This window comes from Rhodococcus sp. KRD162, from assembly GCF_017168335.1.
GTDB lineage: Bacteria > Actinomycetota > Actinomycetes > Mycobacteriales > Mycobacteriaceae > Rhodococcoides.
In genome coordinates this window covers 43136-69003 of the sequence record NZ_JABFAU010000013.1, presented here as the reverse complement: position 1 = coordinate 69003, position 25868 = coordinate 43136, and the positions used below count along the sequence as shown (strand labels likewise).

26 protein-coding genes and 1 riboswitch are annotated in these 25868 nt (G+C 66.4%); of the genes, 18 read left to right on the top strand and 8 right to left on the bottom strand.

Annotated elements, in window-relative coordinates:
- Positions 1-5: 5 nt before the first annotated feature.
- The 9 genes from J1M87_RS17430 to J1M87_RS17390 all read left to right on the top strand — a co-directional run bounded on the left by J1M87_RS17430 (position 6) and on the right by J1M87_RS17390 (position 7532).
- A complete protein-coding gene (locus J1M87_RS17430; RefSeq protein WP_206490769.1) occupies positions 6-2063 on the top strand; it encodes an FUSC family protein in 2058 nt (685 codons plus the stop codon).
- Positions 2064-2097: 34 nt separating this feature from the next.
- Positions 2098-2730: a HEAT repeat domain-containing protein gene (locus tag J1M87_RS17425; RefSeq protein WP_206490768.1), complete on the top strand. Its 633-nt coding sequence runs from the start codon at positions 2098-2100 to the stop codon at positions 2728-2730.
- Between the two features lie 9 nt (positions 2731-2739).
- A complete protein-coding gene (locus J1M87_RS17420; protein WP_206490767.1) occupies positions 2740-3714 on the top strand; it encodes a HEAT repeat domain-containing protein in 975 nt (324 codons plus the stop codon).
- A 23-nt stretch (positions 3715-3737) separates the two neighbouring features.
- Positions 3738-4079: a plastocyanin/azurin family copper-binding protein gene (locus J1M87_RS17415; RefSeq protein WP_206490766.1), complete on the top strand. Its 342-nt coding sequence runs from the start codon at positions 3738-3740 to the stop codon at positions 4077-4079.
- 13 nt (positions 4080-4092) lie between these two features.
- Positions 4093-4503 (top strand): DUF2752 domain-containing protein, encoded by a 411-nt coding sequence (locus J1M87_RS17410; RefSeq protein WP_206490765.1) that lies wholly within the window; start codon positions 4093-4095, stop codon positions 4501-4503.
- Positions 4504-4615: 112 nt separating this feature from the next.
- Positions 4616-4813, top strand: coding sequence for a hypothetical protein (locus tag J1M87_RS17405; protein WP_206490764.1), 198 nt, complete (start codon positions 4616-4618; stop codon positions 4811-4813).
- A 130-nt stretch (positions 4814-4943) separates the two neighbouring features.
- On the top strand, positions 4944-5600 hold the full coding sequence (locus J1M87_RS17400; RefSeq protein ID WP_206490763.1) for a GntR family transcriptional regulator: 657 nt from the start codon (positions 4944-4946) through the stop codon (positions 5598-5600).
- Positions 5597-6841, top strand: coding sequence for an MFS transporter (locus tag J1M87_RS17395; protein ID WP_206490762.1), 1245 nt, complete (start codon positions 5597-5599; stop codon positions 6839-6841). Before J1M87_RS17400 ends, J1M87_RS17395 begins: the two co-directional genes overlap by 4 nt.
- 70 nt (positions 6842-6911) lie before the next feature.
- Positions 6912-7532 carry a hypothetical protein gene (locus tag J1M87_RS17390; RefSeq protein WP_206490761.1) on the top strand — a complete coding sequence of 207 codons (621 nt, stop codon included), beginning with the start codon at positions 6912-6914 and terminating at the stop codon, positions 7530-7532.
- Between the two features lie 34 nt (positions 7533-7566).
- Here J1M87_RS17390 and J1M87_RS17385 read toward each other — a convergent pair whose 3' ends face one another.
- Together J1M87_RS17385 and J1M87_RS17380 are read right to left on the bottom strand one after the other, a co-directional pair.
- Positions 7567-8904, bottom strand: a complete 1338-nt coding sequence (locus tag J1M87_RS17385) for a M1 family metallopeptidase (RefSeq protein WP_206490760.1) — start codon at positions 8902-8904, stop codon at positions 7567-7569.
- Positions 8905-8910: 6 nt separating this feature from the next.
- Positions 8911-12876: a Pls/PosA family non-ribosomal peptide synthetase gene (locus J1M87_RS17380; RefSeq protein ID WP_206490759.1), complete on the bottom strand. Its 3966-nt coding sequence runs from the start codon at positions 12874-12876 to the stop codon at positions 8911-8913.
- Between the two features lie 199 nt (positions 12877-13075).
- Positions 13076-13191, top strand: a riboswitch (SAM riboswitch).
- 50 nt (positions 13192-13241) lie between these two features.
- On the opposite strand from J1M87_RS17380, the gene J1M87_RS17375 reads away from it, so the two are divergent.
- On the top strand, positions 13242-14597 hold the full coding sequence (locus J1M87_RS17375; protein WP_206490758.1) for an aminotransferase class V-fold PLP-dependent enzyme: 1356 nt from the start codon (positions 13242-13244) through the stop codon (positions 14595-14597).
- A 24-nt stretch (positions 14598-14621) separates the two neighbouring features.
- Here J1M87_RS17375 and J1M87_RS17370 read toward each other — a convergent pair whose 3' ends face one another.
- From J1M87_RS17370 to J1M87_RS17360, 3 genes are all read right to left on the bottom strand, one after another.
- Positions 14622-15095 (bottom strand): YbaK/EbsC family protein, encoded by a 474-nt coding sequence (locus J1M87_RS17370; RefSeq protein WP_206490757.1) that lies wholly within the window; start codon positions 15093-15095, stop codon positions 14622-14624.
- 67 nt (positions 15096-15162) lie between these two features.
- On the bottom strand, positions 15163-16122 hold the full coding sequence (alc, locus tag J1M87_RS17365; protein WP_206490756.1) for an allantoicase: 960 nt from the start codon (positions 16120-16122) through the stop codon (positions 15163-15165).
- 4 nt (positions 16123-16126) lie between these two features.
- A complete protein-coding gene (locus J1M87_RS17360) occupies positions 16127-17131 on the bottom strand; it encodes a hypothetical protein (RefSeq protein ID WP_206490755.1) in 1005 nt (334 codons plus the stop codon).
- Positions 17132-17177: 46 nt separating this feature from the next.
- Between J1M87_RS17360 and J1M87_RS17355 the strand changes: the two genes are divergently transcribed.
- Together J1M87_RS17355 and J1M87_RS17350 are read left to right on the top strand one after the other, a co-directional pair.
- Positions 17178-17822 (top strand): TetR/AcrR family transcriptional regulator, encoded by a 645-nt coding sequence (locus J1M87_RS17355; RefSeq protein WP_206490754.1) that lies wholly within the window; start codon positions 17178-17180, stop codon positions 17820-17822.
- A 28-nt stretch (positions 17823-17850) separates the two neighbouring features.
- Positions 17851-18075: a DUF6480 family protein gene (locus J1M87_RS17350; protein ID WP_206490753.1), complete on the top strand. Its 225-nt coding sequence runs from the start codon at positions 17851-17853 to the stop codon at positions 18073-18075.
- Positions 18076-18112: 37 nt separating this feature from the next.
- Here the strand turns inward: J1M87_RS17350 and J1M87_RS17345 are convergent, their stop codons facing one another.
- Positions 18113-18610, bottom strand: coding sequence for a 2-oxo-4-hydroxy-4-carboxy-5-ureidoimidazoline decarboxylase (locus J1M87_RS17345; RefSeq protein WP_206490752.1), 498 nt, complete (start codon positions 18608-18610; stop codon positions 18113-18115).
- Between the two features lie 120 nt (positions 18611-18730).
- Between J1M87_RS17345 and J1M87_RS17340 the strand changes: the two genes are divergently transcribed.
- The 3 genes from J1M87_RS17340 to J1M87_RS17330 all read left to right on the top strand — a co-directional run bounded on the left by J1M87_RS17340 (position 18731) and on the right by J1M87_RS17330 (position 21181).
- The gene (locus tag J1M87_RS17340; RefSeq protein ID WP_206490751.1) at positions 18731-19558 is read left to right on the top strand and encodes a crotonase/enoyl-CoA hydratase family protein; all 828 of its coding nucleotides are present in this window, start codon (positions 18731-18733) and stop codon (positions 19556-19558) included.
- Between the two features lies 1 nt (position 19559).
- Entirely contained in the window at positions 19560-20018 is a 459-nt protein-coding gene (locus tag J1M87_RS17335) for a MarR family winged helix-turn-helix transcriptional regulator (protein ID WP_206490750.1), read from the top strand.
- Between the two features lie 86 nt (positions 20019-20104).
- Positions 20105-21181, top strand: a complete 1077-nt coding sequence (locus J1M87_RS17330; protein WP_206490749.1) for a GGDEF domain-containing protein — start codon at positions 20105-20107, stop codon at positions 21179-21181.
- Between the two features lie 45 nt (positions 21182-21226).
- Here J1M87_RS17330 and J1M87_RS17325 read toward each other — a convergent pair whose 3' ends face one another.
- Positions 21227-21685, bottom strand: coding sequence for a PAS domain-containing protein (locus J1M87_RS17325; protein ID WP_206490748.1), 459 nt, complete (start codon positions 21683-21685; stop codon positions 21227-21229).
- 61 nt (positions 21686-21746) lie between these two features.
- Positions 21747-22238, bottom strand: a complete 492-nt coding sequence (locus J1M87_RS17320) for an inorganic diphosphatase (RefSeq protein ID WP_206490747.1) — start codon at positions 22236-22238, stop codon at positions 21747-21749.
- 145 nt (positions 22239-22383) lie between these two features.
- On the opposite strand from J1M87_RS17320, the gene dacB reads away from it, so the two are divergent.
- From dacB to tilS, 3 genes are read left to right on the top strand one after another with little or no spacing between them, the layout of a single operon-like run.
- Entirely contained in the window at positions 22384-23787 is a 1404-nt protein-coding gene (gene dacB, locus J1M87_RS17315; protein ID WP_206490746.1) for a D-alanyl-D-alanine carboxypeptidase/D-alanyl-D-alanine-endopeptidase, read from the top strand.
- Complete coding sequence (locus J1M87_RS17310; RefSeq protein WP_206490745.1) at positions 23784-24884, top strand: zinc-dependent metalloprotease; 1101 nt, start codon at positions 23784-23786, stop codon at positions 24882-24884. Before dacB ends, J1M87_RS17310 begins: the two co-directional genes overlap by 4 nt.
- A complete protein-coding gene (gene tilS / locus J1M87_RS17305; RefSeq protein WP_374222400.1) occupies positions 24860-25864 on the top strand; it encodes a tRNA lysidine(34) synthetase TilS in 1005 nt (334 codons plus the stop codon). Before J1M87_RS17310 ends, tilS begins: the two co-directional genes overlap by 25 nt.
- Positions 25865-25868 lie beyond the last annotated feature (4 nt).

The window sequence follows — 25868 nt, the reverse complement described above, 5'->3', positions numbered from 1 at the left end:
GGGGAATGAACCGCCTCGCCCGATTCCTCGACGCCTCGGACCCGGGGCAGGTTCGGCTTCGAAGTGCGTCGGCGACGACGTCGACCGTATTGCTGGCGATGGTGGTACTGCTGCTGACCACGCGCGCCATCGGGCAGCCGGTGACGGTCGCGATGCTCGGCACGGTCGTTGCGATGCAGGCCTCTGCGGCGGTGAAGGACAGGGACCAGCGCGCCAGGTTGATCACCACGGTGTTGATGGCGCTGCCTGCCTCGGCGGCAGTGACGCTGGCGGCGTTGCTCTCCACCCTCGGCAAGGTGGCCGACGTGGGATTCATCGCGGTGCTGTTCGCGGCGGTATGGGTGCGCAGATTCGGTCCCCGCGGTACCGCTCTGGGAATGGTCGCGTTCATCTCCTATTTCTTCGCGCTGTTCCTTCGTGCGACACCGGGGCAGCTGCCGATCCTCGTCGCCGCGATTCTCGGCGGGCTGTCGATCGCCCTGTTCGTGCGTGCAGTCCTCTTTCCTGATCGGCCGACCGTGGAAGTTCGTCGGCTGCTGTTCGCCCTGCGGGCGGTGTCGGTGTCGGTACTCGGGGCCGCGTCGGCCGGGGAAGATCGCGATCTGAACCTGCTGCGCCGCAGACTCGACCGCCTCGGCAACACGGCGCTGATGATCGACGACTGGCTCGATCGACACGATGCGGGCCGGCTGCTGAGCGTCACCAGCACCGATCTCTCGCTTCGCGTGTTCGACGCCCAGATCGCGACCGAACAGTTGGTGAGTTCGCTGTGGGCACTCGATCCGGCCAAGGCATGGCCGACCGGGTTGGGGCAGGCGACCACAGCTCTCGGTTCGGTCCTGCAGAACACCCCGTCCTCGGAACAGTTGCGGGCCGCTCGGCGGTTGGCGGCCACCGCTGCCGAGCGGGCCGACCCGTCCACCCCGGCAGGGATCGCAACGGTCTCCGCGCAGCGAGCCGTGCAGGCCCACATCGCCATTCATCACATCACCACCAACGCGGTCGCCGTTGCCGCAGGCCCCCGAGCAGACGTGCCCGAACCTGAGCCACAGGACGAGCAGAGCGGCCTGAACCCCAGTACCAAGGCGGCCGTCCAGGTCGCCGTCGCCACCAGTGCGGCGACGGTGCTCGGCGAACTGGTCTCACCCGACCGCTGGTACTGGGCCGTGTTGACGGCGTTCCTGGTGTTCACCGGGGCGTCGACCCGGGGTGAAATCCTCACGCGCGCAGGCCAACGCATCCTCGGCACCATCGCGGGTGTCCTCGCAGGCGTGGTGATCGCCGCGTTGGTCGGCAGAAATCAACCCCTGCAGCTGGTGCTGATCGTCGTCTGCGTCTTCTTCGCGTTCTACCTGGTGACGGTGGCCTACGCTCTGCTGTCGTTCTTCGTGACCATTCTGCTCGCGATGCTCTACGGTCTGCTGGGCACGTTCAGCATCGCGGTGCTCGAACTTCGCATCACCGAGACCATCGTAGGCGGAGTGGTCGGCATCGCCTCGGCCTACTTCATCTTCTCGACAAGCACTCGAAAAACTCTGGTGGACAAAGTCGATACGTATCTCGAACAACTGAACTCGTTGATCGAAGCCAGCATCGATGCGGTCATCTCCCCGGGAAGTCGGACCGACCTGGTGGCCTCCACCCGTGCACTCGACAATGCGTTGAAGGAGGTGGTCGCCGCGGGGAAGCCACTCGTTCTCGGACCCACCACTCGGGGCAGGAGGGGCGCGAAGCGACTGTTGCGAGTATTGACCGTCAGTGGCCGATCCGCGCACGCGCTCGCCCGCGCCGGAGTGCTGTCCTCCCGAGCCGACACGGAGACCGCACCCTCCGCCGAGACGGCCTCGGCTCTGCGTGACGCGGGTGCGCTGGTACACGAGACCGTTCGCCAGGTCGAGGCGGCCGTGGCCGGTGAGCAGGTGACCCGGCCGGAGAAGGTCACCGAGACAACGGTATTGGATGTGCTCCTGACCTCCACCGAGACGCCGGGCCCGCTGCGGGGTGCGGTGCGTGCGCTGAACACGATGAACCGAACACTGGCCGACGTGTTGAGTCGTACTTGACCTTCACACGGTGGCAAGGTCTTGGCTCGGGTCCATGAGCGAACTACTTCGGCACCAGGTGCCCTCTGTGCGGCTTCGGGCCGCGCTCGACATCGGCACGACATCGGACCCACGAGACCTCGACGCGTTGCTGCAGCGGTGCGCCGTGGAACCGGACTTTCAGGTGCGGGAGATGCTGACGTGGGCGTTGATCAGGCTTCCTGCGTCCTCGACCGTTCCTCGTCTGATCGAGGAGGTGCGCTTCGGCGGGGCACAGGCTCGCAGCCAGGCGCTGCACACGCTGTCCAAGATCAAGGACCGGGCGGCATGGCCGGTCATCACCGCCTCGCTGGTTGCTGACCCCGACGACGAGGTGGCCCGAAGCGCGTGGCGGGCCGCGGTTGTCCTGGTTCCGACCGGATGCGAACCTCGGTTGGCCGCGATGCTCGCCACCCAGCTCGGACGGGGCGAACAGGACCTTCAGCGCAGCCTGAGCCGAGCGCTGGTCGCCCTCGGATCGGTGATCGAGCCGACTGTCCGAGCGGCCGCGTCGAGCCCGGAAGATCGCGTTCGTGCGCACGCACAGGCCACCGAAACGCTGTTGCACGATCCCGACGCAGGCTTCGAGGCTGCACTGTACGAGGCCAAACGCGTCGACGCGCTTGGCGTCGAGAGCACGAGCAGGTGAAATGGTCGAATGTTGATCGGTGAGGTGGCGCGGCGATCCGGGGTCAGTGCACGCATGCTTCGGCACTACGACCGGCTCGGCCTGGTGCAACCGACCTCGCGCAGCGGCACCGGCTACCGCGAATACTCTCCCGATGATGTTCGACGCCTGTTCCACGTCGAATCGCTGAAATCGCTCGGCTTGTCTCTGCACGACGTCGGCCGCGCACTCGACGACCCGAGTTTCGCCGCGTCGGAACTCGTCGACGAACTCGCCGCCCGAACCGAAGACCGCATTGCGCGAGACACCGAATTGCTCACCCGGCTGCGTCGCATCGCAGGTTCCCGGCCCGAGGATTGGGAGGACGTACTCGACGCCGTCTCGATGCTGAGCGACCTGCACTCGGTGAGCGCGGGAAAACGGCAGTCGGCAGCGCTGGCGTCGGTCGGTGATCGCCCCATACCGGCGCAGGCGCTGGCCGAGGCGGTACTGCGCGAACCCGCAACCAACGTGGCAGGCGCACTTCGGTGGGCCCTCGCGCAGTCGGGCGGCGACGCGATCGCGCCGCTGCGGCAGGGCCTGCACTCACCGGACCCCGAAGTGCGACGCCGCGCCGTCGATACCGTCGTCGAGATCGCTCACCCCGATGCCACCGACGTGCTGCGAGAGGCTCTGGTCCACGACGACATGCAGCTCAGCCGAGTCGCCGCGCTCGAACTCGCGGCCAGGGGGATCGCCGACGCCATCCCGACACTGATCGCCATGGTGCACGAGGGCGCGAACGATGTGGACGCCGCGGACGCGCTCGGTGAGCTGGGATCCGACGCTGCGACAGTTGCCGCTCTGATGGACGGGCCGGACGACTCGGCTGTGAGACTGCGCGTGGCGCAAGCCCTGGCGAGTATTCCGGGTTCGGCAGCAGTGCAGGCGCTGCAGGAATTGTCGAAGGACTCGGACCGATCGGTCGCCCTGACCGCGCAGTACATCCTCGGCAGGAGGCAGTGAGCCCTTTCGGTACCGTCGAGGGTATGAAGGCATTCGGATTGTTCGCGGCACTGCTGATCACGTTGACTGCCTGCTCCACCGCAACCACCCCGGCCGCACCCGCCGAACCCGTCGTCGCCAACCAGGTCACCGTCGCCGACCGGATGTACTCGCCCAGAACTCTGACGGTCTCCGTGGGGGACACCGTCACCTGGGTGTTCGCGGACCGAGGGATGGCCCACAACGTCGTCGCCGACGACAACTCGTTCCGCAGCGAACTGATGGCCACCGGTCGGTTCACCCACACCTTCGACACCGCAGGCACCTTCGGCTACCACTGCACCCCGCATCCGGACATGACCGCGACGATCATCGTCGAACCGTGATGGACTGGTAGCCATGACGGCACCGACCCGGCGACGCAGCATCGCCGCACCTGTCGGTATTGCTGCGGCCGCGATCGGTGGCGCAGTGCTGCTTCGTGTTCGCGACCCTCGAACCTCGACGTATCTTCCGTGCCCGTTCCATGCCCTCACCGGACTGTGGTGCCCAGGATGCGGAGCCACCCGAGCCATCGGCGATCTGACCCGTGGAGACCTCGCGGCCGCCGCGTCGAGCAATGTCGTTGCGGTAGTGCTCGCCGTCGGTGCGGTGATGGTGTGGACACTGTGGCTTCGAGCGCGCTGGACCGGGCGCACGCCGGCTCTGCCGCGCATCGACCGACCGGCGAGGATCGCTCTGATCGCAACCCTGATCGTGTTCACCGTGGTGCGCAACACCCCGTGGGGCACCGCGATCGCCCCGACCTGACATCGATAGGAGTCGCAGTGTTACTGGAAATATTCTCGATCATCGTGCTGGTGGGCGTACTCATCGCGCTCATCCCGACGGCCCGCCGCGTATTCAGGAAAGGGGACGACGAATGAGCGACTCGCTGAGGGATCGAGTGCGGGCGAAACTGCTCGCCCAGCTCGCCGACGACGGCGGCACCGCCGCCGAACAGGCCGAGGGAGACGACCCGCGCCTGAACGCATTGCGCGAGGACCTCGACGCACTCGACGCCGCGCAGGACGGCGACCCGGTGATCGATGACATCGCGGCGCGGCACTGGGTGCCCTGAGGGTGCTCGAGCCCCGGCGGTAGTCGATGTGACATTCGGTGGACTTTTCGGGGGTCGATGTCACATCGAGTGGACTTCGGAGGCGCCCTGACCGCGCAGGGTCGATTGAGGTGCATCTAGTATCTATGTTGTGTCTGAGCTTCGATCTGCCGCCGATACGGCGTACGTGACGGTCAAGGAGCTCATCGTCTCGGGAGAACTTCCCGGCGGTGAGCTCGTCAGTGAGGGCGACATCGCGTCCCGCCTGGAGATCAGTCGCACCCCCGTACGGGAGGCGTTTCTGCGTCTGCAGGTCGAAGGCTGGATGCGCTTGTATCCCAAGCGCGGGGCGCTGGTCGTGCCGATCGCGGTCGGTGAGGCCGAGAACGTCGTCGACGCGCGTCGCCTCGTCGAGGCAGGCAGTGTTCGCGCCTTCATCGAGGACGCGAGAGCCCGCGAATCCGTGGTGGCAGCCCTGCGGGAGAACCTACGACTGCAGCAACAGCTGGCCGTCGACGGCACGGCCGCGCAGTTCAGCGACGTCGACGCCGACTTCCATCGCACCGTCGTGCGCGCCGGCGGTAACCCACTGCTCGACGCGTTCTACGACGGACTTCGCGAGCGACAGCGTCGAATGACCGCAGCCTCGGTGACGCGTGATCCGGGGCAGATCTCCCGCATCGTCGACGACCATCGCCGACTCGTCGAGCTGATCGAGGCGGGCGACGCGGACGGATTCGAGCGAGCCGTCGAAACGCACATGCTCGGGGTGCACGGCCTGCGTTCGGGCAGAGGGGAAACACGATGAGCGAGACGATCACGAACCGCCGCGAGATCGAGACGACTGCGCGAGGCTGGCTGCTGGTGGCGTCAGGCATGTTCGCCGTGGCGTGGGGCGGCAACGAATTCACGCCACTGCTGGTGATGTACCGGCTCGATCACGGGTTCTCGGCTGTGGTGGTCGATACCTTCCTGTTCGCGTACGTACTGGGCATCATTCCGGCGATGCTGATCTGCGGGCCGCTTTCCGATCGGTTCGGGCGACGCCCGATCATGTTGCCCGCCCCCGCAATTGCTGCGGCCGGATCGATCCTGATCGCCCTCGGACCCGATAACGCCTACCTGCTCTTCGGTGGCCGGGTGCTCAGCGGGATCGCACTGGGAATCGGTATGGCCGTCGGCGGCAGCTGGGTCAAGGAACTCTCGCGCCGCGACGCCAGCGCGGCCGCGGGGCCAGGAGCTCGCCGGGCTGCGATGTCGCTCACCGCGGGATTTGCCCTCGGGGCCGGAGTCGCAGGCGTTCTGGCGCAATGGGCACCCTGGCCGACGCACCTCGCCTACGGCGTGCACGTCGTCATCTGCATCGTGGCCGGTATCGGGATGCTGTCGGTGCCTGAAACACGCACTGCGGCAGCGTCGAACACACGTCTGCTCGAGGACCTGAAGATTCCGTCCGCGTCGCATCGACGCTTTCTGTTCGTCGTGCTGCCCCTGGCACCATGGGTCTTCGGTGCCGCCAGCGTCGCCTATGCGGTGCTGCCGTCTCTGATGGCCGATGCTCTCGCCGATGAGTCGGGCGGCGGCTATCCCGTGGCGCTTTCTGCTGCCATGGCGGTGATCGCGCTCGGGTCCGGCTTCGCGATCCAGGCTGTGGGGCGTCGAATCGACACGCCCGCCAGTGCGCGTGGAGCGCTGGTTGCGCTGTCGCTGTTGGTGGTCGGCATGGCAGTGGCGGCATGGGCGGCGTCGGTGTTGACCATTGCTGCTGCCCTCATCGCGGCGGCCGTGCTCGGGTGTGGTTACGGCATGGCGCTGGTCTCCGGTCTGCAAGAGGTGCAACGGATCGCGGGCCCCGACGATCTCGCGGGTCTGACCGCGGTGTTCTATTCGCTGACCTATCTCGGCTTCGCGGTCCCCGCGGTGCTCTCGGCGTTGACCGAGACGTGGCCCGGTGTGGTCACCTACCCGATCATCTTCGGTGTCGGTGCGCTGTCGGCGGCAGTGTGTGGGCTCGTGGTTCGGTCGCGAACGTCGGCTCACCTGCCCTAGGGGTCGTGCGCCTTTTGCGTACCTCCAGGTACGCAAAAGGCGCACGACGGAGGTTAGTATCAGCGGCATCATGCTGCAGTCCGCGCGCACTGCCCCGCCGCATCGGGTCCCTCCGACGGTGGCGCTCGCCGGTGCGACGGTATGGAACCGGCGCGAGGCCTACTGGTTTCTTCTCGCAGTGATCGTCCCTGCCGCATGCTGGTCGAGCCATCCCGCACTGGTGCCGTACATCTTCGCGGTCGTGCTGACGGGCGCAGTGGCGGGGCGTATCGGGGCGATCAGGCGGTGGTGGTCGATGCTGCGGTGGGGAACGATCGCGGACATCGAGACCGTCGACACCGCACTGCGCGGCGACCGCAACCTTCGCGTCGCACACGCCACCGGATGGAACGTCCAACGACGTTGGTACACAGGTACTGTCACCGAATCCGCGGTGCGGTACCGGGCCGGGCAGGCCCGCGGTCACCTGTTCGTTCGAGGTCTGCCGTTCACCACCGGCGTGGTGCTCGCGCACTCGAAACAGCCGACATCGGCCATGGTGATCAGCGACTTTCCCTGCGATCTACGACTGGACGGCAAGGGGCGGTGGGCGGCGTCGTTCCCGACGGGCTTCTGGCGGCAAGGGCTGGCGACCACCGCGCTGTACGGCTATGCGGTCGCAGGCTTGATCGTCTCGCTCGGGTATCGCTGAGCCGGGTCCGAACGGCCGTGTCGCAGAGCGCAGATCACGGCAACGACGGCAACTGCTTGTCTACCAGCCATGCGTCCCAGAAGCTTCGGGGGCAACCGAAACGGGAGGCGAGATCGGTGAAATCGGCGGTCGCCACCGTCGAGTAGCGGTACTTGAAGGTCCACTCCTGGATGAGGCCGAAGAAGCGCTCGTCGCCGATGGTGCAGCGCAATGCGTGCAGAGCCAGAGCGCCGCGCTTGTAGACGCGGTCGTCGAAGATGCGCTCGGCACCGGGGTCGCTGAGCTGCATGTCCATGGCCAAACCGCGTTGGATGGAGTGCGCCCGCTCGGCCTTGTCGTGCGCGCTCGCGCCGCCGGAGTTCTCGGCCCAGATCCACTCCGAGTAGCAGGCGAAACCCTCGTGCAGCCAGATATCGGCCCACTTGCCGAGAGTGAGCGAATTGCCGAACCACTGATGGGCCAGCTCGTGCGCCACCAAGCGCTCGTAGTGCCGAGAGCCGGAGCAGTGATTGGCTCCGAAGATCGACAATCCCTGCGCCTCGACCGGAATCTCGAGATCGTCATCGGTGACCACCACCGTGTACGACGCGAAAGGGTAAGGGCCGTACAGCCGTACGAACGTATCCATCATCTGCGGCTGGCGGCCGAAATCGTGATCGAACTGCGCGCGCAGCCGCGGCGGAGTGATCGCTTTCATCGGTACCGGCCCCGGGCTGACGATGCGATGCTCGTACGGACCGATCTGAATGGTCGCCAGATACGTCGCCATCGGCTCGGGCTGCTCGTACACCCAGGTGGTGCGGCTCGCGCGGGTCTGACGGCGCACCAACGTACCGTTGGCCACCGCGTAGTACGGCGAATCGGTGGTGATGGTGATGCCGTAGCTGGCCTTGGACACCGGATGGTCGTCGCACGGGAACCACGACGCGGCACCGTTGGGCTGACTGGCGACGATCGATCCCTCGGTGAGCTCCTCCCAACCGACCTCACCCCAGGAACCGTTGATGGGCTTGGGAGTTCCGCCGTACGTCACCGTCACCACCAACGCCGCACCCGACGCGATCTCCTTGGCCGAGGTGATCTTGAGCTTGCCCCGCTGATGGCTGAACTTCACCGAGCGTGAACCGTTGACCGACACCTTGGTCACGTTCATCGCCGGGCCGAGATCGAACGCGAACTTCGTCACCGTCGCGGTGGTGACGGCGGTGATCTTCGCTTTGCCACTGAGCCGGTTGCTCTCGACCTTGTACTCGAGGTCGAGTTCGTAGCGCGAGACGCGATAGCCGCGGTTGCCGTTCTGCGGAAGGTACGTATCTATCGGATTGTCACTGGAATCGACATCGAAAACCGGTGCTACGAGCCTGTCTGCCACGAACGATCACCCCTCGTCTCGGTCGTCGCGAATCCGCGGAAAAGGGTCACCCTTGGCCCACGGCGCGATCGGGTTGCCCTGCCAACGAGTATGCGTGGGAACGGTGTCGCCGCGCATCACCAGAGAAGCGGGCCCCACGGTGGCGCCGTCGCCGATACCGGAAGCCGGCAGTGCGACACAGTGCGGACCCAGGGTTGCGCCTGCGCCGAGATCGACAGTGTCCATGGACATTATCCGATCATGGAACAGGTGCGTCTGCACAACGCACCCTCGATTGACCGTCGCACCGTCGGCCAATGTCACCAGATCTGCCTCCGGGAGCCAGTAGGTCTCACACCACACACCCCGGCCGATATCCGCTCCGAGCCACCGCAACCACATGTTCAGCACGGCGGTGCCCTCGGCGGCACGCGCGAACCACGGCGCGGCGACGGTCTCGACGAACGTGTCGGCCACCTCGTTGCGCCAGACGAACGAACTCCACAGCGGATGGTCGGTCTTGCCGATCCGGCCCACCCACAGCCACTTCGCCGCCGCCGAGACAGCAGCAGCGACGAACCCTGCGACGAGCAGGACGACACCACTGAGCAACGCCGCCAACCAATACCCGACGGAGTCCGCCAGAGCGGTCAGAGCGAACAACACCGCAAGCCCGATACCGAATGTCACACCCACCGGAATCAACCGGCACGTCTCGACGAGCGATCGAGCCACCTTCAACTTCATCGGGGGATCGAACGTGCGGGAGGAGTCGGCACTGCCTGCGGCTCGACGCAATCGCACCGGTGGGCTGCCGAGCCACGACGAGCCGGACTTGGCCTTGTCCGGAGTTGCGGACAGAACAGCGACCAGGCCGTTCTTCGGCACGGTTCGTCCGGGACCGGTCATACCGGAATTGCCGAGGAATGCCCGCTTGCCCACCTTGGCGTCGCCGAGATGCATCCAGCCGCCGCCGAGCTCGTAGCTGGCGACCATGGTGTCGTCGGCCAGGAACGCGCCGTCGGCGACGGTGGTGAACTTGGGGATCATCAGCACCGTCGACGCTTCGACGTCCTTGCCGATCTTCGCGCCGAGCAGTCGAAGCCAATGCGGTGTCAACAGCGAGGCGTAGAGGGGGAACAGGAACGTACGCGCCGAGTCCATCAGACGTTCGGTTGCCCAGACCTGCCAGCCGATTCGGCTGCGCACAGGGTGGTACCCGGCGACGAGCCCGATGCTGAGCAACCGCACCGCCACCACGGTGATCAGTGCGAACACCGCGAGCGAGACCAACGTGGCAACCGGCAACATCACCAGACCACGTTCGAAGGCGTCGAGCACTGAGTCGGCGGTGTGAATCCACCAGCCCATCAGCACGAGGCTGACCCCGATCGAGAACAGGGCCATGCCGGACAGGCACAGGGATGCGAGGCCGTAGGCGAACACCCACCGAGTTGCGCGGGGCGGTGTTTCGGCAGGCCACGGGTGGTCGGCCTTGCCGACCTTCTGCGCCGGGGAACCGGACCACATCTGCCCGGCCTTGACCCGTCCGACGACGGCAGAACCGGCGGTCACGACGGCGTTCTTGCCGACCTTGGTGCCGGGCAGCAGGGTCGAGCGGGCACCGACGGTGGCTCCGGCACCGATTTCGATGCCGCCGATGTAGACGAGGTCGCCGTCGATCCAATGCCCGGACAGATCCACCTCGGGCTCGATGGAGCAGCCGTCGCCCAACTCGAGCATGCCGGTGACCGGCGGCAGTGTGTGCAGGTCGACGCCCTTGCCGATCGTGGCACCCAGTGCACGCGCGTAGTAGACCATCCACGGCGCGCCCGAGAGGTTCGATGCGCCGCTGGCATCGGTCAATCGGGTTGCTGCCCATAGCCGTATGTGCATGCTGCCGCCGCGCTTGTATGCACCGGGTTTCAACCCCGCCAACAGGATGCGTGATCCGATCACCGAAATCGCCATCCGGCCCACCGGGGTGATGAACAAGACGAACGCGAGAAGGATCCACCACCACGACAGCGTCGGAGCCCACGACACGTCGTCGAACCAGGCCATCACGTTGAACAACAACGCGAGCCAGGTGACCCACTGCAACCCGGTCAGAGTGGTCAACGGAACCGTCGCCAGAATCTGTGCCCACTGCGCCACCCGTGAGGTCGGAACCACATCGCGGGGAACGGCTTGGACGACGGGCTCTAGATCGTCGAGGTACTGCGCCAGCGAACCCAGTCGCGGGTGGTCGTAGAGCTGCGCGACGGTCACCTCCGGGAACCGCTCGCGCAATGCCGTCACCAATTGCGCGGCCGAGAGCGAACCGCCGCCGTTGGCGAAGAAATCGGCGTTCTCGTCGGTGATCTGGGCTCCGAGGATGTCGGCCCAGAGTTCGGCCACCCACCCCGCAGTCCCGCCGAGCGCCGACGCCCCGGCCGAACCGGGAAGGGGCCACGGCAGAGCATTGCGGTCGACCTTGCCCGAGGTGCGCGTCGGCATCTCCTCGACCAACGCCAACCGTGGCACCAGCGCCGACGGCAGCTGCTCCGCCAGCAACGCACGGGCGGCCTCCAGATCGAAATTCGGGTCGGTACTGGCGAGATAACCGACCAGAACGGAGTTGCCCGCGCCCGTCTTGCGGACCGCAGCGGCGGCGCCGCCGACACCCGGAAGTGCTTGCAGCGCATTGTCGATCTCGCCGAGTTCGATGCGTCGACCACCGAGCTTGACCTGATCGTCGGCGCGGCCCTGGAACAGCAGACCCTCGAGCTCCAGCTTGACCAGGTCGCCGCTCCGGTACGCCCGATCCCACCCGAGGGAGGGCATCGGCGCGTATTTCTCGGCGTCTTTGGCCGGATCGAGATACCGCGCGAGCCCGACACCACCGATGACCAATTCACCGACCTCGCCGACCTGAACCGGAGCGCCCGAAGCATCGACCACCGCCAGGTCCCAGCCGTCGAGCGGCAGACCGATGCGGACCGGGCCGGTGCCGTCCATGATCGCGGCGCACGCGACAACGGTCGCTTCGGTGGGGCCGTAGGTGTTCCAGACCTCCCTGCCTTCGACGGCGAGCCGCTCGGCCAGCTCCGGAGGGCAGGCTTCGCCGCCGAAGATGAGCAGCCGCACCGCTTCCAACGCCACCGCCGGCCACAACGACGCCAACGTCGGCACCGTCGAGACGACGCTGATGTCGCGGGAGACGAGCCACGGGCCCAGATCGAAGCCGGAGCGCACGAGCGACCGAGGCGCGGGCACCAGGCAGGCACCGTGCCGCCACGCCAGCCACATCTCCTCGCACGAGGCGTCGAACGCCACCGACAGGCCGGCGAGCACTCGGTCGCCCGGCCCGAGGGGATCTTTCTGCAGAAACATGCGGGCCTCGGCGTCGACGAACGCCGCCGCATTGCGATGACTGACGGCGACACCCTTGGGAGTGCCCGTCGACCCCGAGGTGAAGATGACCCACGCATCGTCCTCGGGGGTGGGGGGACCGGAGTCGTGTTCGGCGCGATCCTGTCTGGGCGCAGTCCCGGCCGCGATTCCGCCAGCGGTGACGATGGCCGTCACCTTGGCCTCCCCGAAGACCAGCTCGGCGCGCTCCTCCGGATCGTCCGCGTCGACCGGAACGTAGGCGGCACCGACCTGCAGGATGGACAGGATGGCGACGTAGAGCGAGAAGGAACCCGAGGGCATGCGGATGCCGACGCGATCGCCGCGCCGAACACCGGCATTGGCGAGCCACTGGGCCCCCTCGTCGATGTCGTCCAGCAGCTCGCTGTAACTGACAGCGACGGCACCGTCGTCGATGGCGGGGGCGTCGGGAAAGCGCTCTGCGGTAGCGCGAAGGACGTCGATCAGCGTGCGCGGCGGTGCGGCGAGAGACGAGCGAAGGTACTGGGCAGGAGCAGCCTCTACCGTGAGATCGGTGGTTACGGAATGGCCGGCAAGACCGGAGTCCGCGGAATCGCCATGTTGTTCGTGCACAGACAACCAGGTGTCCTTCGTGTTCGTGGGGCAGTGGAGCGCTTGTCGAGCCGCGGCAGGGGAGGCCGCAGCGTCGTTGGTTATCTCACGTTCGGTTTGCCAGAAGGTGAACGGACTCTCTGTCGCACTGCGAGGATCCTACTAGCGATCAACCGCGGGGCCGGGCTTGACAAAACTGCTGGACGTTTGCGAGGGTCTTCCCCACGGTCACGAGTACCAGCATCGAGCCCCGGCTAGCTGGTCGGCAACCCTCCTCCGCGGTGGGGTGCTCCGGGTGACGACCAGGCTGTGGCCGGAGAACCGGCGCGGCAAGCGCGGACTCGTTCACCCATTGCTCCGGTTGCGGGTCCCTCGAACGTGAGGGTGTTGCCATGACGTCTGTACTTTCTCGACCCTGCACTCCTTTTGCCCCTGTTTCGGGCACGGATCTGCAGGTGCCCCTGGTACAGGGCGGTACGTGCACGTACGCCAACTTCGACTACGCCGCCAGTGCACCGGCGCTGGCGGCGGTGACGGACCGAATCGCGGACCTGCTGCCGTTCTACTCGAGCGTGCACCGCGGTGCAGGTTACGCCTCGCGGGTATCGACGGCGGCCTACGAGAAGGCGCGGGTGACGGTCGCCGATTTTGTTGGTGCACAGACAGATTCGGTGGTGGTGTTCACCCGGAACACCACCGACTCACTCAACCTGCTTGCTGGATGTGTACCCGGCGACACCGTGGTGCTCGATATCGAACATCACGCGAATCTGCTTCCGTGGCGTGATCGTCGCGTGGTGACGGCAGCGTCGACATTGGCCGAGACGATCGACCGGCTCGAGGCCGAACTGGCTGCGAAACCGGCTGCGCTGCTGGCGATCACGGGCGCATCCAACGTCACCGGCGAAGTTCTGCCCATCGCCGAACTCGCAGCACTGGCGCACCGGCACGGCGCCCGCATCGTGGTGGACGGTGCCCAACTGTTGCCGCACCGACGCATCGACATCGCGGCACTCGGCGTGGACTACCTCGCGTTCTCCGGGCACAAGCTGTACGCCCCGTTCGGCGCGGGAGTGCTGGTGGGACAGCGTGATTGGCTCGACCTCGGCGAGCCGTACCTGGCCGGCGGCGGCGCGGTGCGCCGGTTGAGCGTCGACAACACCGAGTGGGCTCCGGCGCCGCAGCGACACGAGGCGGGAACCCCCAACGTACTGGGTGTCGCCGCACTCGCCGCGGCCTGCGAGACCATCGCCGGATTCGACGACGCCGCAGCGCAAAACCAAGAGGAGGAACTGTCGGCCCGGCTGCGCGAAGGGCTGGCAGCTCTGCCGGGCGTCGAGCAGCTGCACGTGTGGACCGACGCCCCCGAGTGCGTCGGCATCGTCACGTTCACCGTGGCCGGACGCGACCCCGGCGAGGTGGCAGCGTACCTGTCCGCCGAGCACGGCATCGGCGTTCGAGACGGACAATTCTGCGCACATCCGCTGCTCGCGAGGCTGGGGCACCCGGCAGGAGCCGTTCGAGCCAGCATCGGGCTCGGCAGCTCCTCGGCCGATGTGACCCGACTGGTCGACGCCGTGGCCGCTCTCGTGGACTGCGGACCGAAGTGGAACTACACCGAGGACTCCGGCTGGTGGAATCCGGTGCCCGACCCTCGGCCGTTTCCCGACCTGGTCGACGGGACCGCCGGGGTGGGATCCCCGTGCGCCACTCCCGCAGACGATCAGCGTGACGTGACGGCAGGCTGACGCGTCCCCGCACGCCCTAGCGGGTCATCGGACGTCGATGGCCAAACCGGCGGTGATCCGCAGCAACTCGGTGAACGTCGACCGGAAGATCGTGTTGGGATGCCCAGCGGCGGCCCAAATCTCTGTGTAGTCGGCCAGATCCTGGTCGATGAAAGTCTCGAGATTGGTCGGATGACCGACCGGGGCGATTCCGCCGATCGGCTGCCCGGTGGCGTGCTTCGCCGTCTCGAGATCTGCGCGCCGCAACGTGCCGCCGAGACGCGCACCCGTGTGGTCGAGATGAACGTTGTGCGCACCCGACACCAGCAGGAGCACCGGCTCGTCGCCCAACAGGAACACCATCGACTTGACTATCGCGCCCACATCGACACCCAGCGCCGCAGCGGCATCGGCAGCGGTGTGGGTGCCCTCCGGACTGTTCACCACCACACCGTGATGGCCGCGCGAAATCAGCGTGTCGGCGACATGGGCTGCATTCGGATGAAGTAGCCGGGACATTCTCCAACCCTATTGCCCCGCGAGCGTTTACGCAGGAGGCTTGCAGATCAGGGTCGTTCCGCGGGCTTCACTCCTGCAGATCACCGAACAGTCTCAATCGCGCCATGCCGCCGTCCGGGTAGATATCCATCCGGACCTCCGACACCGGGGCCTCGTGGTCGAGGACGAAGCGATGCCGGGTGTCGGGCTGCAGCCTCGTGCGCGGCAACAGCTCGATCCACTCGCCGTCTCCCAGACGTCCACGAAGCGATGCGGAGCCCGGCGCGTTGCCGAGGAAGCAGGTGGTGTCGAGCTCGGCGAGGCGGATCAACCCGGTTCCTGCCAACTGGACCTGAACCCAGTCGTTCGCATCGTTGCGTCTGCGCGAGGTCTCCCAGCCCTCACCCATCGACCGTGGAGGTCCCGGAAAGAGCAGATTGTTGGGGGAGCTGTAGAACATGTTGGAGCACGCCGAGACGTAGGCACCGTTTTCGAGCGCAGCCAGGTCCACCGGACCGGCCGCGAGGAACTTCGGGTCGGGTGTGCCCCGGCCGAGTACCCGCAGGCGCGCAACTCCGCCGTCCGGGTAGATCGACAGCTTCACATGCGTCCACCGTGCATCTGAGGCGACCTGGAACCTGTTCTCACTGTCGCCGTCGACCGGGCTACGGGAAACGATGGTGGTCCATTCGGTCTGTGTGCGCAGCTCGTCGGTGGACGGAAAGCCGTCCACCTCGGCAGCCTCGACGGAGATCTCCGGCGGATAGTTTCCGGTGAACCACGAGGTGTCGACGACGATCGCGGACACGACGCCGGGCGCGCCGAGACGGACGATCGCCTCGTCGTATCCGGCCTCGCGTCGTCGTCGGGTCTCCCAGCCGTCGTAGATCTGGCCCTTGTGCCCGAACGTCGCCGTCGAATAGTCGGCTTTGCCCGGGCTGACCAGATTCTCCTTCTCCGCGAACGTCTCGTCGTTTGCCCACACGACTGCGCCTCCGAGGGTGCGGACGGCGAGATCTGGCAGTGGCAGCGGGAAGGTGGCGGTCATGGAATCACACTTTACTGGCTGCGGGCGCAACGACCTGGGTGTGCGCGGACCGTCGACGCAGAGCCGACGCGATCAGCAGTAGCGCACCGACCGAGATGTAGAGCGCCAAACCGAGAGCGGGCTGCCCCACTCCTGTGCCCGAGAAGTACACGATGCTGCGCACGCCCTCGGTGCCGATGCCCGGGGTGATCCATCGCCCGATCGACGCGTAGAACGAGGGGAGCACGTCGGTCCCGAAAGCGCCTCCAGCACTGGGGTTTCCCAGAACGACGAACAGAACGATCGCGGCGGGAACAGCAGCGATGCCGATCAGTGCGCGCAGCCCCATGGTGAGAAGTCCGGTCGCGAAGACCACGCCGGTGCCCAACAGTGTGAGTGGAAACCAATGCCCGGCAAAGGTGTTCAGAACTCCGGTGGTGATGAAGGCTCCGAGTGCGCCGGAGGCGAGAGAGTACGCCGCAAGAATGCCGACGTGCATGCAGGTTTCGAGGCGTGACCTCGGAGCTTCGATCAGCAGCCCGAATGCGGCCGCCAGGAGGTAGCCACCGACCACCCAGCCCACCGACAGATAGAAGCCGGTCAGTCCTCGATTGTCGTGCGCACCGACCGGAATCTCGTCGCGAACCACGAACTGGCGGCCCTGGGCGGCGTCGACCTCGGTGAAGATCGACTGCAGTGCGCTCGCCACAGAGCTGCCCGCGGCACTGGCGGTGATGAGGGTGTCCGTTCCGTTCGCGCCGACGACGTATGCACCGAGAATGTCCCGATTGCGCAGCAGGGAGCGCACCTCGGCCGTGTCGACGGCAGTACGCGCATCGAGTGGGGTGCCCGCGAGGGCGTCGAGCCGATCTGCGGTCTGCTGGTCGAGGCCGTCGGGAAGACCGGCTTCGGTGACCACCGCTATCGGGATGGCATGAGGTGTCGGCTGATGAAACGCCGAAACGTAGCTGAGGATGAAGCCGAGCTGCAGTACCAGAACCGCGACGGCGAGCAGTGACATCTTGCGCATGGACGACTCCTTGTCGATACCCGAGGTATTGAATACTCTAGGTATCGTGAATGCCGTCGAGCAAGAAAAGTGGGAGCCGACACAGCCGCAACGCCGTCCCCAGCGCACGGATGTCCGAGTCCGGCTCCTCGCAGCCGCCGCGGAAGAATTCACCGAACATGGTTATGTCGCAGCCAAACTGACCGACATAGCCGATCGTGCCGGCTTCACCAAGGGAGCCGTCTACTCCAATTTCGAATCCAAACAAGCACTGTTCGCCGAGCTGTTGGCCATGCGCTCACTCGACCTCGCCGCCCGCGTGCTGGCGCACATCTCGGATCTGGACCCCACCGCGGCAGCCGGAGCAGGCGGCGGTGAAATCGCTGCCTGGGTGGTCGCCGAACCGCGCTGGCCGCTGCTGACCGTCGAATTCGGAATCCTGGCCGGACGTGATCCCGCCGTCGCCGATCGCTACCGCGCCGACCGTCGCGCCTTGCGAGGTGAACTCGAACGTCTCATCGCCGAGCGGGCAGAGGACTGGGGCGTCGGCGAGAAGTTCGATGCCCGACGCCTCGCGACGTCCCTGGTGGCATTGATCTCCGGATTGGCCGTCGAACATTCGGTGGATCCGGAGGGAATCGACGAGGCAACCATCGCCGATGCGATATCCGAATTGTTCGCCGGAGCGATAGCCAGGGCACATCTCGATTGAGCTACATCGCACCGGGTAAACGCGAGAGATGAACGCTCAGAATCCGGATCCGAACGACACCGCCGGCCTCGAACAGGGAGGCGGGGTCACTCCAGGAGACACCCCGCCGGCCGAAACTGCGGCGGGTGGCCCGAATCACGAACCGCCGCAGCGAAGCCGTCTCATGCCGGTCATCGTGATCTGCGTCGTGGCATTGTTGGCGATCCTGATAGCCGGTGGGCTGATCGGTCGTGTGGTCGGTCTGTTCGGCTGACTCGGACAGCGGCAGCCCGAGCGAGTTGGATGGCGTCTCAGTACGGAGGCCATCCGCCCTCGGGTCCCAGCAACCGTTCCAAACGAATGTTGTTGATCTTCGCCAGCTCGCCGATCATGACCCTGCGCTCGGTGGGGTCGTCGTTGTCGAGACGGTGGCCGAGATCGACCAGGATCTCGCGCGGCTCCAAGGCCTCGGGGGCGAACAACAGGCTCGCCACGTAGGCGTAGCCGAACCGCTGCTCGTACGCACGTGCTGCTGTTCCCAACGCCTCGCGCGTGTCGAAGTCCATCACCGTGCACACTTTGCTCGGCTCCGGCAGCGTCGACGCCAGCGAATCCACGTCGTCCTCGGACAGCTCGTTCAGTTCTGCAGCTGCCACGGAGAACAGTTCGGCGCGAGAGCGATACCGTCTCTTCTCGGCCACCCGTGACGCCCAGGTCACCGAGCAACAGCACTCGTACAGTGCGTGCACCGCTTTGCGACGCGGCAGGTCGTTGAAGGTGTCGAGGCCGAGTCCCTGATGCATCAGCATGCTTCGATGATGGGCCGGATCTGCATCGCATACCAGAGCTGAGCAGGGTCTTAGTCCAGATGTTACGCGCCGTAACATGCCGTGCGGGAATCCGTAGCGACCCCGCTAGGCTTGCCAAGTATGACGGAACGTACTTGGAAAGCCTTCTCGGTCGAGATCGCAGACCACATTGCGCAAGTGACCCTTCTCGGACCGGGCAAAGGCAACGCCATGGGGCCCGACTTCTGGAGTGAGAGCACGGAGCTGTTCGCGCAGTTGGACGTCGATCCCGAGGTTCGGGCGGTCGTGCTCGCCGGCTCCGGCAAGAACTTCACGTACGGACTCGACCTCGCTGCGATGGCAGGAACATTCGGTCCGCTCATGGCGGACCAGGCGTTGGCCGGCCCGCGGACCACGTTTCACGACACCATCAAGACGATGCAGAAAGCCGTCAACGCGGTCGCGGATTGCCGCAAGCCCGTTGTCGCGGCCGTTCAGGGTTGGTGCATCGGTGGTGGTGTCGACCTCATCACCGCAGCCGACGTGCGGTACGCCAGTGCAGACGCGAAGTTCAGTGTGCGTGAGGTGCGGGTCGCGATCGTCGCCGACATGGGATCGATGGCCAGACTCCCCGCGATCATCGGTGACGGCCACATGCGTGAACTCGCGCTGACCGGTAAGGACATCGACGCAGCTCGCGCCGAGAAGATCGGTCTGGTCAACGACGTGTTCGAAGACCATGAGGCCACACTCGCCGCGGCCCGCGCGTGCGCGGCAGCCATTGCCGCGAATCCCCCGCTGGTGGTGCAGGGCATCAAGACCGTTCTGGACCACTCCCGATCTGCAGGCGTCGACGACTCCCTGCGCTTCGTCGCGGTCTGGAACGCAGCCTTCCTCGCCTCTCACGATCTCACCGAGGCGGTCACCTCGGTATTCGAGAAGCGGTCTGCTCATTTCACCGGTAGCTGACATGGTCGAGTTCGCCGAGGAACTGGGCACACAACTGGTTCGACTGCAACGCATCCGGGAGCGCAACATTGCGCAGATCTCGTCCTCGGGCGGCGTCGACGGTGCCGCGTACGTATGCTTGTTCCGGCTGTTGCGTGACGGTTCGATGCGGTCGAGTGAACTTGCGGCAATGGTGAACTCGGATCCATCGACAGTCAGTCGCCAGGTCGCTCAGCTCGTGGAACGAGGGCACGTCGAGCGTCTGCCCGACGAGCGGGACGGGCGCGCCTTCGTTCTCGCGGTGACGCAGTCCGGTCGGGAAGTGGCTGCGGCGATTCAGCAGCGTCGGACCGACACTCTGGGCAGGGTGATCGGAGGATGGGAGCTCGACGACCGGGCATCATTGGTTGCGCTGTTGGATCGATTCTTGACCGATTACGAAACCATCGGGCCGGGACCCGCCGGACCGCAGCCCCGGTAACGTCTGAGCACCCGGTGGCCGATCGTCGGGGTGATCGGCAGCCATGCGAGGGCGCTCGTCGATTCAGCACGGATGGAGGGGGTGCAGTGCCAACCGGTCGCGGTGCGTCGCCACTGTCGTTCGACGCTGGATCACATACGAGTTCGGTCTGGCTCGAACGCCGGGTGGCGCGGGGCATTGCGCTGCTGGTGCCCTCGTTCGGTCTGATCGGGGTGATCGTGATGCTGTCCTCCGACGGTCCGGTCGGAGTGACAGCAACGGCCGTCTGCGTGGTGGTGTTGCTCTCGACCATCCCCGTAGGAGCCTGGTGGTGGTTGCGTTCCGTGGACGTCTCCCACATGCCCGGATGGTTCGTGGTGTACGCCGACATGGGCGTCTCGGCGATGCTGCTGTCTTTCGGAGACCGGCACCTGGCCCTCAACGGGGCGGCCCTGTTCGCGGTGATCGGCACCTATATCGCGTACTTCTCGCGACGGAACTTGCTCAAGTTTCACACTGCGTTCGTCAACGCCGTCATCGTGGTCCTCGCACTGCTGGCCCTGGTCGAGAAGCCGGACGATCCCGCCTCGATCCTCGCGCGGGTACTGGTGACGGTTCTGGTGGTCAACTCCGTGCTGGCGTTCCGTGCAGTCATTCGGCGTCAACTCGATCTCGCCAACACCGATTCGTTGACGGGCCTGCTCAACCGGCGCGGCCTGGAATTGCGGTTCCAGCGCATGATGGCCACTCCCGACGCGGAGGGCTCGGTGGCGTTGATGGTGGTCGACCTCGACCGATTCAAGCTGGTCAACGACACATACGGACATGCGGTCGGCGATCACGTGCTGCGGCGTACGGCCCGCAGACTCACTGCTGCCGCGGGTGGGCGGCCGTGCGTAGCCCGCACCGGAGGCGAGGAGTTCACCATCGCGCTGTCGGTCGCCGACACCACGGTGCGTCGTTGTGCCGACGAGATCCGCGAGGCGATCCACGATCCGCTGGACGAGGTGCCGGTCACCGGCAGTGTCGGCGTGGCGCTGATCGCGGGCAACCGTTGGTCCACTGCCGCAGAGTTCGGGAGCACCTCGGATCTGCTGCACAACGTTCTGCTCGACGCGGACACCGCGATGTACGAGTCGAAGCATGCGGGTGGAAACAAAACGACGGTGTACGCCGGCGAGTGACTCGCCGGCGCACACCGTCCAGGTACCTCGTCCGGGGAGGAACGATCAGCGCAGCGCGCTCTTGGGGTCGTTCCACAACTGATCGGTGAAGTCCTCGAGCGCGACGAGGACGATGGTGTCCTCGGTACGACGCAGGATCGACTTGCTGGCGCGCACCTGAACGATGTCACCGGTCTTGTCGGTCATCCGCCACAGAGAATCGGCGCGGGTGGCCACCGTCGTGAGAAACATGTCGGCGACGTTGACGCCCTCCGGAGCCCGATCGGGAAAGATGTCGTGCAGGTGGAAATCTTCACGTTCGGTGCGGTCGAGACCGAACAGATCGTCGAAGGCCTCGTTCGCGAACACGATTGCGCCGGTGGGGTCGACAGCGAGGATCGGCACGGGAATACGGTCGAGGACGACCGTCACCGGCAGATCGGGAAACTGCGTCGGGTCCGAGATCGGCCTCGATTCGAGATTCCGCCGATCACCGGCGGTGCCGTTGGAACTGCTGTCGGTCATAGGTCTCCCCAAACTGTATGTCGCCGGCTCACGGCCGAGACGAGGTGCGGTACCGAAACGATCAGTGACCCGGATTGTCCGTCAAACGCTTGATCGACGCAGCGATTTCGGCCTCGGCCTCGGCACGTCCCACCCAGTCTGCCCCGGTGACGTGCTTGTTGGGTTCGAGATCCTTGTAATGGACGAAGAAATGCTTGATCGCATCGAGCTCGAAGGTCGACACGTCGCTCAGATCCTGAATGTGATCCCAGCGGGTGTCGCCTGCAGGAACGCACAGCACCTTGTCGTCGCCACCGGCCTCGTCGACCATCTTGAACATGGCAACCGGGCGCGCCTCGACGATGACGCCGGGAAAGACGGACTCGGGCAACAGCACCAGTGCGTCCAGCGGATCGCCGTCCTCGCCGAGCGTGTTCTCGATGTAGCCGTAATCGGCTGGGTACGCCATCGCGGTGTAAAGGTAGCGGTCGAGGCGAACACGTCCGGTGACGTGGTCGACCTCGTACTTGTTGCGCTGCCCCTTGGGGATCTCGATGGTGACGTCGAACGGCACGTGCAGTCCTCACTGTCTTCGTCGAGCCCGTGGGCTCGAGTAGTTGCGGTATGTGTGTCGATGGTGGCGGCGCAAAGGCTACCGGACCCGAGGATACTGTTGACAGAACGATCTCGGGTAAGACAAGGGCAGTTACGGAGGAACGGTGGCGGGGCTGACACGGCGGTTCCTCGGTCCCACAGCGGGACGACGGCGCAGGAAGAAGCGGCTGGTACTGACGCTGTGTGCCGTGTTCGTGGCGATCCTCGCCGCAACGACAGCAGCGCTGGTACTTCCGTCGGTGTCCGACGGTGCCGAGATCACGATCGCACCGCCACCGGAGACGGTGTTGCCGAACCCGGAGATCACCCCGTTCCCCAGCTCCGCGCCTGCACCCACCTCCGCGGGTCTGGCGAACGCACTGGCCCGGGTGATCGACAACCCCGATCTCGGCACGTTCACCGGAACCGTCGCCGATGCGCAGTCCGGGCAGGTCCTGTGGTCGCAGAACCCCGATACACCGATGACCCCCGCATCGACGACCAAGGTGCTCACCGCGGCGGCAGCGATGCTGGCGCTTCCGCCGGACCACCGGGTCACCACCCGCGTGGTTCAGGGCACCGGCGAGGGAAACATCGTGCTGATCGCAGGCGGTGATCCCACGCTCACCGCACAGCCGGTGGGGACCGACGGGTTCTACCCGGGTGCCGCGCGGATCGACGACCTGGTCGAGCAGATCCGTCGCAGCGGAACCACCGTGCGCAGCATCACCGTCGACACCTCGATCTACTCCGGCGACACCATGGCCGAAGGCTGGTTCCCCGCCGACATCGGAGCCGGCTCGATCACCCCGATCGAACCGATCATGCTCGACGGCGGAAGATCACAACCACTGGTCGACGAGTCGCCGCGCAGCACCACCCCGGCCCTGGACGCGGGCCGTGCCCTGGCCGCGGGACTGGGCGTCGACCCGGCAGCAGTGACGACCGGCACGGCCGCCGAGGGTGCCGATCAAATCGCCTCCGTGCAGTCCGCCCCGCTCCGAAACCGATTGCAGCAGATGATCTATCGTTCCGACAACGTCCTCGCCGAGGCGGTCGGGCGTGAGCTCGCGATCGAGATGAACACGAGCGCAAGCTTCTCCGGCGCGGTCGCATCCATCGGACAGACCCTGTACTCCGCCGGATTCGACATGGCCGGCCTGACCCTGCACGATGCCAGCGGATTGTCGGTGGACGGGAAGATTCCGGCGCGGCTGCTCGATCAGGTGCTCACCTCCGCCGCCGGAAGCGAGCAGCCGTCGCTACGTCCCATGCTCGATTACCTGCCCGTTGCCGGAGCCACCGGAACGCTGTCGGATCGATACGCCTCGGGGGATCGCACCGGTGCAGGATGGGTGCGGGCCAAGACTGGAACCCTCTCCACTGCAAGTGCTCTCGCAGGTTACGTCGTGGATGTCGACGGTCGAATCCTGACCTTCGCGCTGATGTCGAACGATCGGCCGCCCGAGGCCAGTCGTCCCGCCCTCGATGCCGTGGCATCGACCTTGAGATCGTGTGGTTGCCAGTGAACAGCGGAACGCAAGCGAACAGCGAAAAAGCCCCACACACCGGGGAAAGCGAAGGCGCATCCGGATTCGCGGGCGCAGTCGACTGGTCCGTCGCCGCCAAGACCGGAATCAAGCTGGCCCGTAAAGGCCCGGCCACCTCCCGCTACACCGCGCAGGCGGCCGTGGAAGAGCTTGCCGCCGCATCGATTCGAGCCGAGGGGCCGGTCCGCGATACGACCGGTCTGGCCGACGGACTGCCCGTGCCCGACGCCCAGGTGGTCGACCGAGCAGGCTGGATCACCGCGGCCGCGTCGTCGATGCAGCATCTGACGGGCGACGACGACGAGCCGCCATCCGGGTTACTCGCCGGAAAGCCCGCCGGGCTGCAGGCCGGAGCGATGTTGGCGTTCTTGTCCGGTGCCATCCTGGGGCAGTACGACCCGTTCACCGGGGAACACGGAACATTGCTCCTGGTCGCGCCGAACGTGATTGCCGTCGAGCGGGCACTTCGGGTGTCGCCGAGCGATTTTCGGCTGTGGGTGTGCCTGCACGAGGTGACGCACCGAGTGCAGTTCTCCTCCGCTCCGTGGCTGGGTGGCTACATGCGGGAGAACGTCGGGGTGCTCTCCGACGGTGCCGACGAGCCCCTCACCGACCTCGCCGATCGGCTGACCGGTGCACTGAAGGCCCGCCGACATCCGGGCGGGGTGTCGAAGTCGGAGGATGCAGGCATCGTCGGCCTGCTGCGCGCCACCCAACCGCAGCCGCAGCGCGACGCCATAGACCGACTCCTGGTGTTGGGCACCCTGCTCGAAGGGCACGCCGACCACGTGATGGATGCCGTCGGACCCGCCGTCGTGCCGACCGTCGCCCACATTCGCAGTGCGTTCGACCAGCGTCGTCGGCGCAAGGTCGGTCCGCTGCAACGCGTCGTCCGCGCACTGCTCGGCATGGACGCGAAGATGGCGCAGTACGTGCGCGGCAAGGCGTTCGTCGACCACGTCGTCGGCGCGGTGGGGATGGAACGCTTCAACACCGTGTGGACCGACGCCGACACCCTGCCGTTGCTGTCGGAGATCGAGGCCCCGGACGCGTGGATCGCCCGGGTCCTGGGATAGCAGTGCACCGGCCCGCGCCGTCTGCCCTGTTACCGGAAGGGCGCGCTCTGCTCGAGATTCGGCATGCGGTGCGGGCCTGGTCGGCGGCCCATCCCGGGCCTGTCGCCGTCGCGTTGTCCGGTGGTGCCGATTCGCTGGCCCTGACGGCGGCGACCGTGGCCGAGGCACCGAACGTGCGTGCATTGATCGTCGATCACGGCCTGCAGCCCGGCTCGGCGGAGGTCGCCTCCGCCGCAGCGGCCCACGCCGTGAAGTTCGGAGCGGTGCAGGCACGGGTTCTGCAGGTGCAGGTGTCCGGTTCCGGTGGAATGGAAGCCGCCGCGCGACGAGCACGGTACGAGGCGCTGAACGCCGCACGTGGTGACGCCTCGGTCCTGGTGGCGCACACCCTCGACGACCAGGCCGAGACGGTCCTGCTGGGCTTGGGGCGCGGATCGGGGCCGCGGTCGATCGCCGGGATGGCGGAATTCGACGCCCCCTGGGGTCGGCCACTGCTGGGCGTCGAGCGCTCGGTGACCCGGGCTGCCTGCGTCGAACTGGGGGTTCGACCGTTCGAGGATCCGCACAACACCGACACCGACTTCACACGGGTGCGGTTGCGTCACGAGGTGCTGCCTCTGCTCGAGGACGTACTGGGAGGCGGCGTCGCCGCCGCGCTCGCGCGCACCGCCGAGCAGTTGCGCGAGGACGGCCTGGTGCTCGATGCGATGGCCGAGTCCGTCGTCGATGCGGATGCGGCCGAGATCGAGATCGCGGCGATCGAGACGGTCGAGCCGGCCGTTCGTCGCCGAGTACTGCGGCGCTGGCTGCTCGGCCGGGGTGTGAGATCGCTGACCGACCGGCAGCTCCGCGCGGTCGATGCCCTCGTCGAACGGTGGACCGGGCAGGGCGGAGTTGCGCTGCCTGGGGGAACGCCCGAGGCGAGGTTGGTGTGCACGCGTCGGCATGGCAGGCTGAGCGTCGGCCTGGAGAACGAATGAAGGG

Excerpts from the sequence above, each read along its gene's own strand:
- J1M87_RS17430 (WP_206490769.1), top strand. The coding sequence starts at position 6 with ATGAACCGCCTCGCCCGATTCCTCGACGCCTCGGACCCGGGGCAGGTT.
- J1M87_RS17425 (WP_206490768.1), top strand. The coding sequence starts at position 2,098 with ATGAGCGAACTACTTCGGCACCAGGTGCCCTCTGTGCGGCTTCGGGCC.
- J1M87_RS17420 (WP_206490767.1), top strand. The coding sequence starts at position 2,740 with ATGTTGATCGGTGAGGTGGCGCGGCGATCCGGGGTCAGTGCACGCATG.
- J1M87_RS17415 (WP_206490766.1), top strand. The coding sequence starts at position 3,738 with ATGAAGGCATTCGGATTGTTCGCGGCACTGCTGATCACGTTGACTGCC.
- J1M87_RS17410 (WP_206490765.1), top strand. The coding sequence starts at position 4,093 with ATGACGGCACCGACCCGGCGACGCAGCATCGCCGCACCTGTCGGTATT.
- J1M87_RS17405 (WP_206490764.1), top strand. The coding sequence starts at position 4,616 with ATGAGCGACTCGCTGAGGGATCGAGTGCGGGCGAAACTGCTCGCCCAG.
- J1M87_RS17395 (WP_206490762.1), top strand. The coding sequence starts at position 5,597 with ATGAGCGAGACGATCACGAACCGCCGCGAGATCGAGACGACTGCGCGA.
- J1M87_RS17390 (WP_206490761.1), top strand. The coding sequence starts at position 6,912 with ATGCTGCAGTCCGCGCGCACTGCCCCGCCGCATCGGGTCCCTCCGACG.
- J1M87_RS17375 (WP_206490758.1), top strand. The coding sequence starts at position 13,242 with ATGACGTCTGTACTTTCTCGACCCTGCACTCCTTTTGCCCCTGTTTCG.
- J1M87_RS17370 (WP_206490757.1), bottom strand. The coding sequence starts at position 15,095 with ATGTCCCGGCTACTTCATCCGAATGCAGCCCATGTCGCCGACACGCTG.
- alc (WP_206490756.1), bottom strand. The coding sequence starts at position 16,122 with ATGACCGCCACCTTCCCGCTGCCACTGCCAGATCTCGCCGTCCGCACC.
- J1M87_RS17360 (WP_206490755.1), bottom strand. The coding sequence starts at position 17,131 with ATGCGCAAGATGTCACTGCTCGCCGTCGCGGTTCTGGTACTGCAGCTC.
- J1M87_RS17350 (WP_206490753.1), top strand. The coding sequence starts at position 17,851 with ATGAACGCTCAGAATCCGGATCCGAACGACACCGCCGGCCTCGAACAG.
- J1M87_RS17345 (WP_206490752.1), bottom strand. The coding sequence starts at position 18,610 with ATGCTGATGCATCAGGGACTCGGCCTCGACACCTTCAACGACCTGCCG.
- J1M87_RS17340 (WP_206490751.1), top strand. The coding sequence starts at position 18,731 with ATGACGGAACGTACTTGGAAAGCCTTCTCGGTCGAGATCGCAGACCAC.
- J1M87_RS17335 (WP_206490750.1), top strand. The coding sequence starts at position 19,560 with ATGGTCGAGTTCGCCGAGGAACTGGGCACACAACTGGTTCGACTGCAA.
- J1M87_RS17325 (WP_206490748.1), bottom strand. The coding sequence starts at position 21,685 with ATGACCGACAGCAGTTCCAACGGCACCGCCGGTGATCGGCGGAATCTC.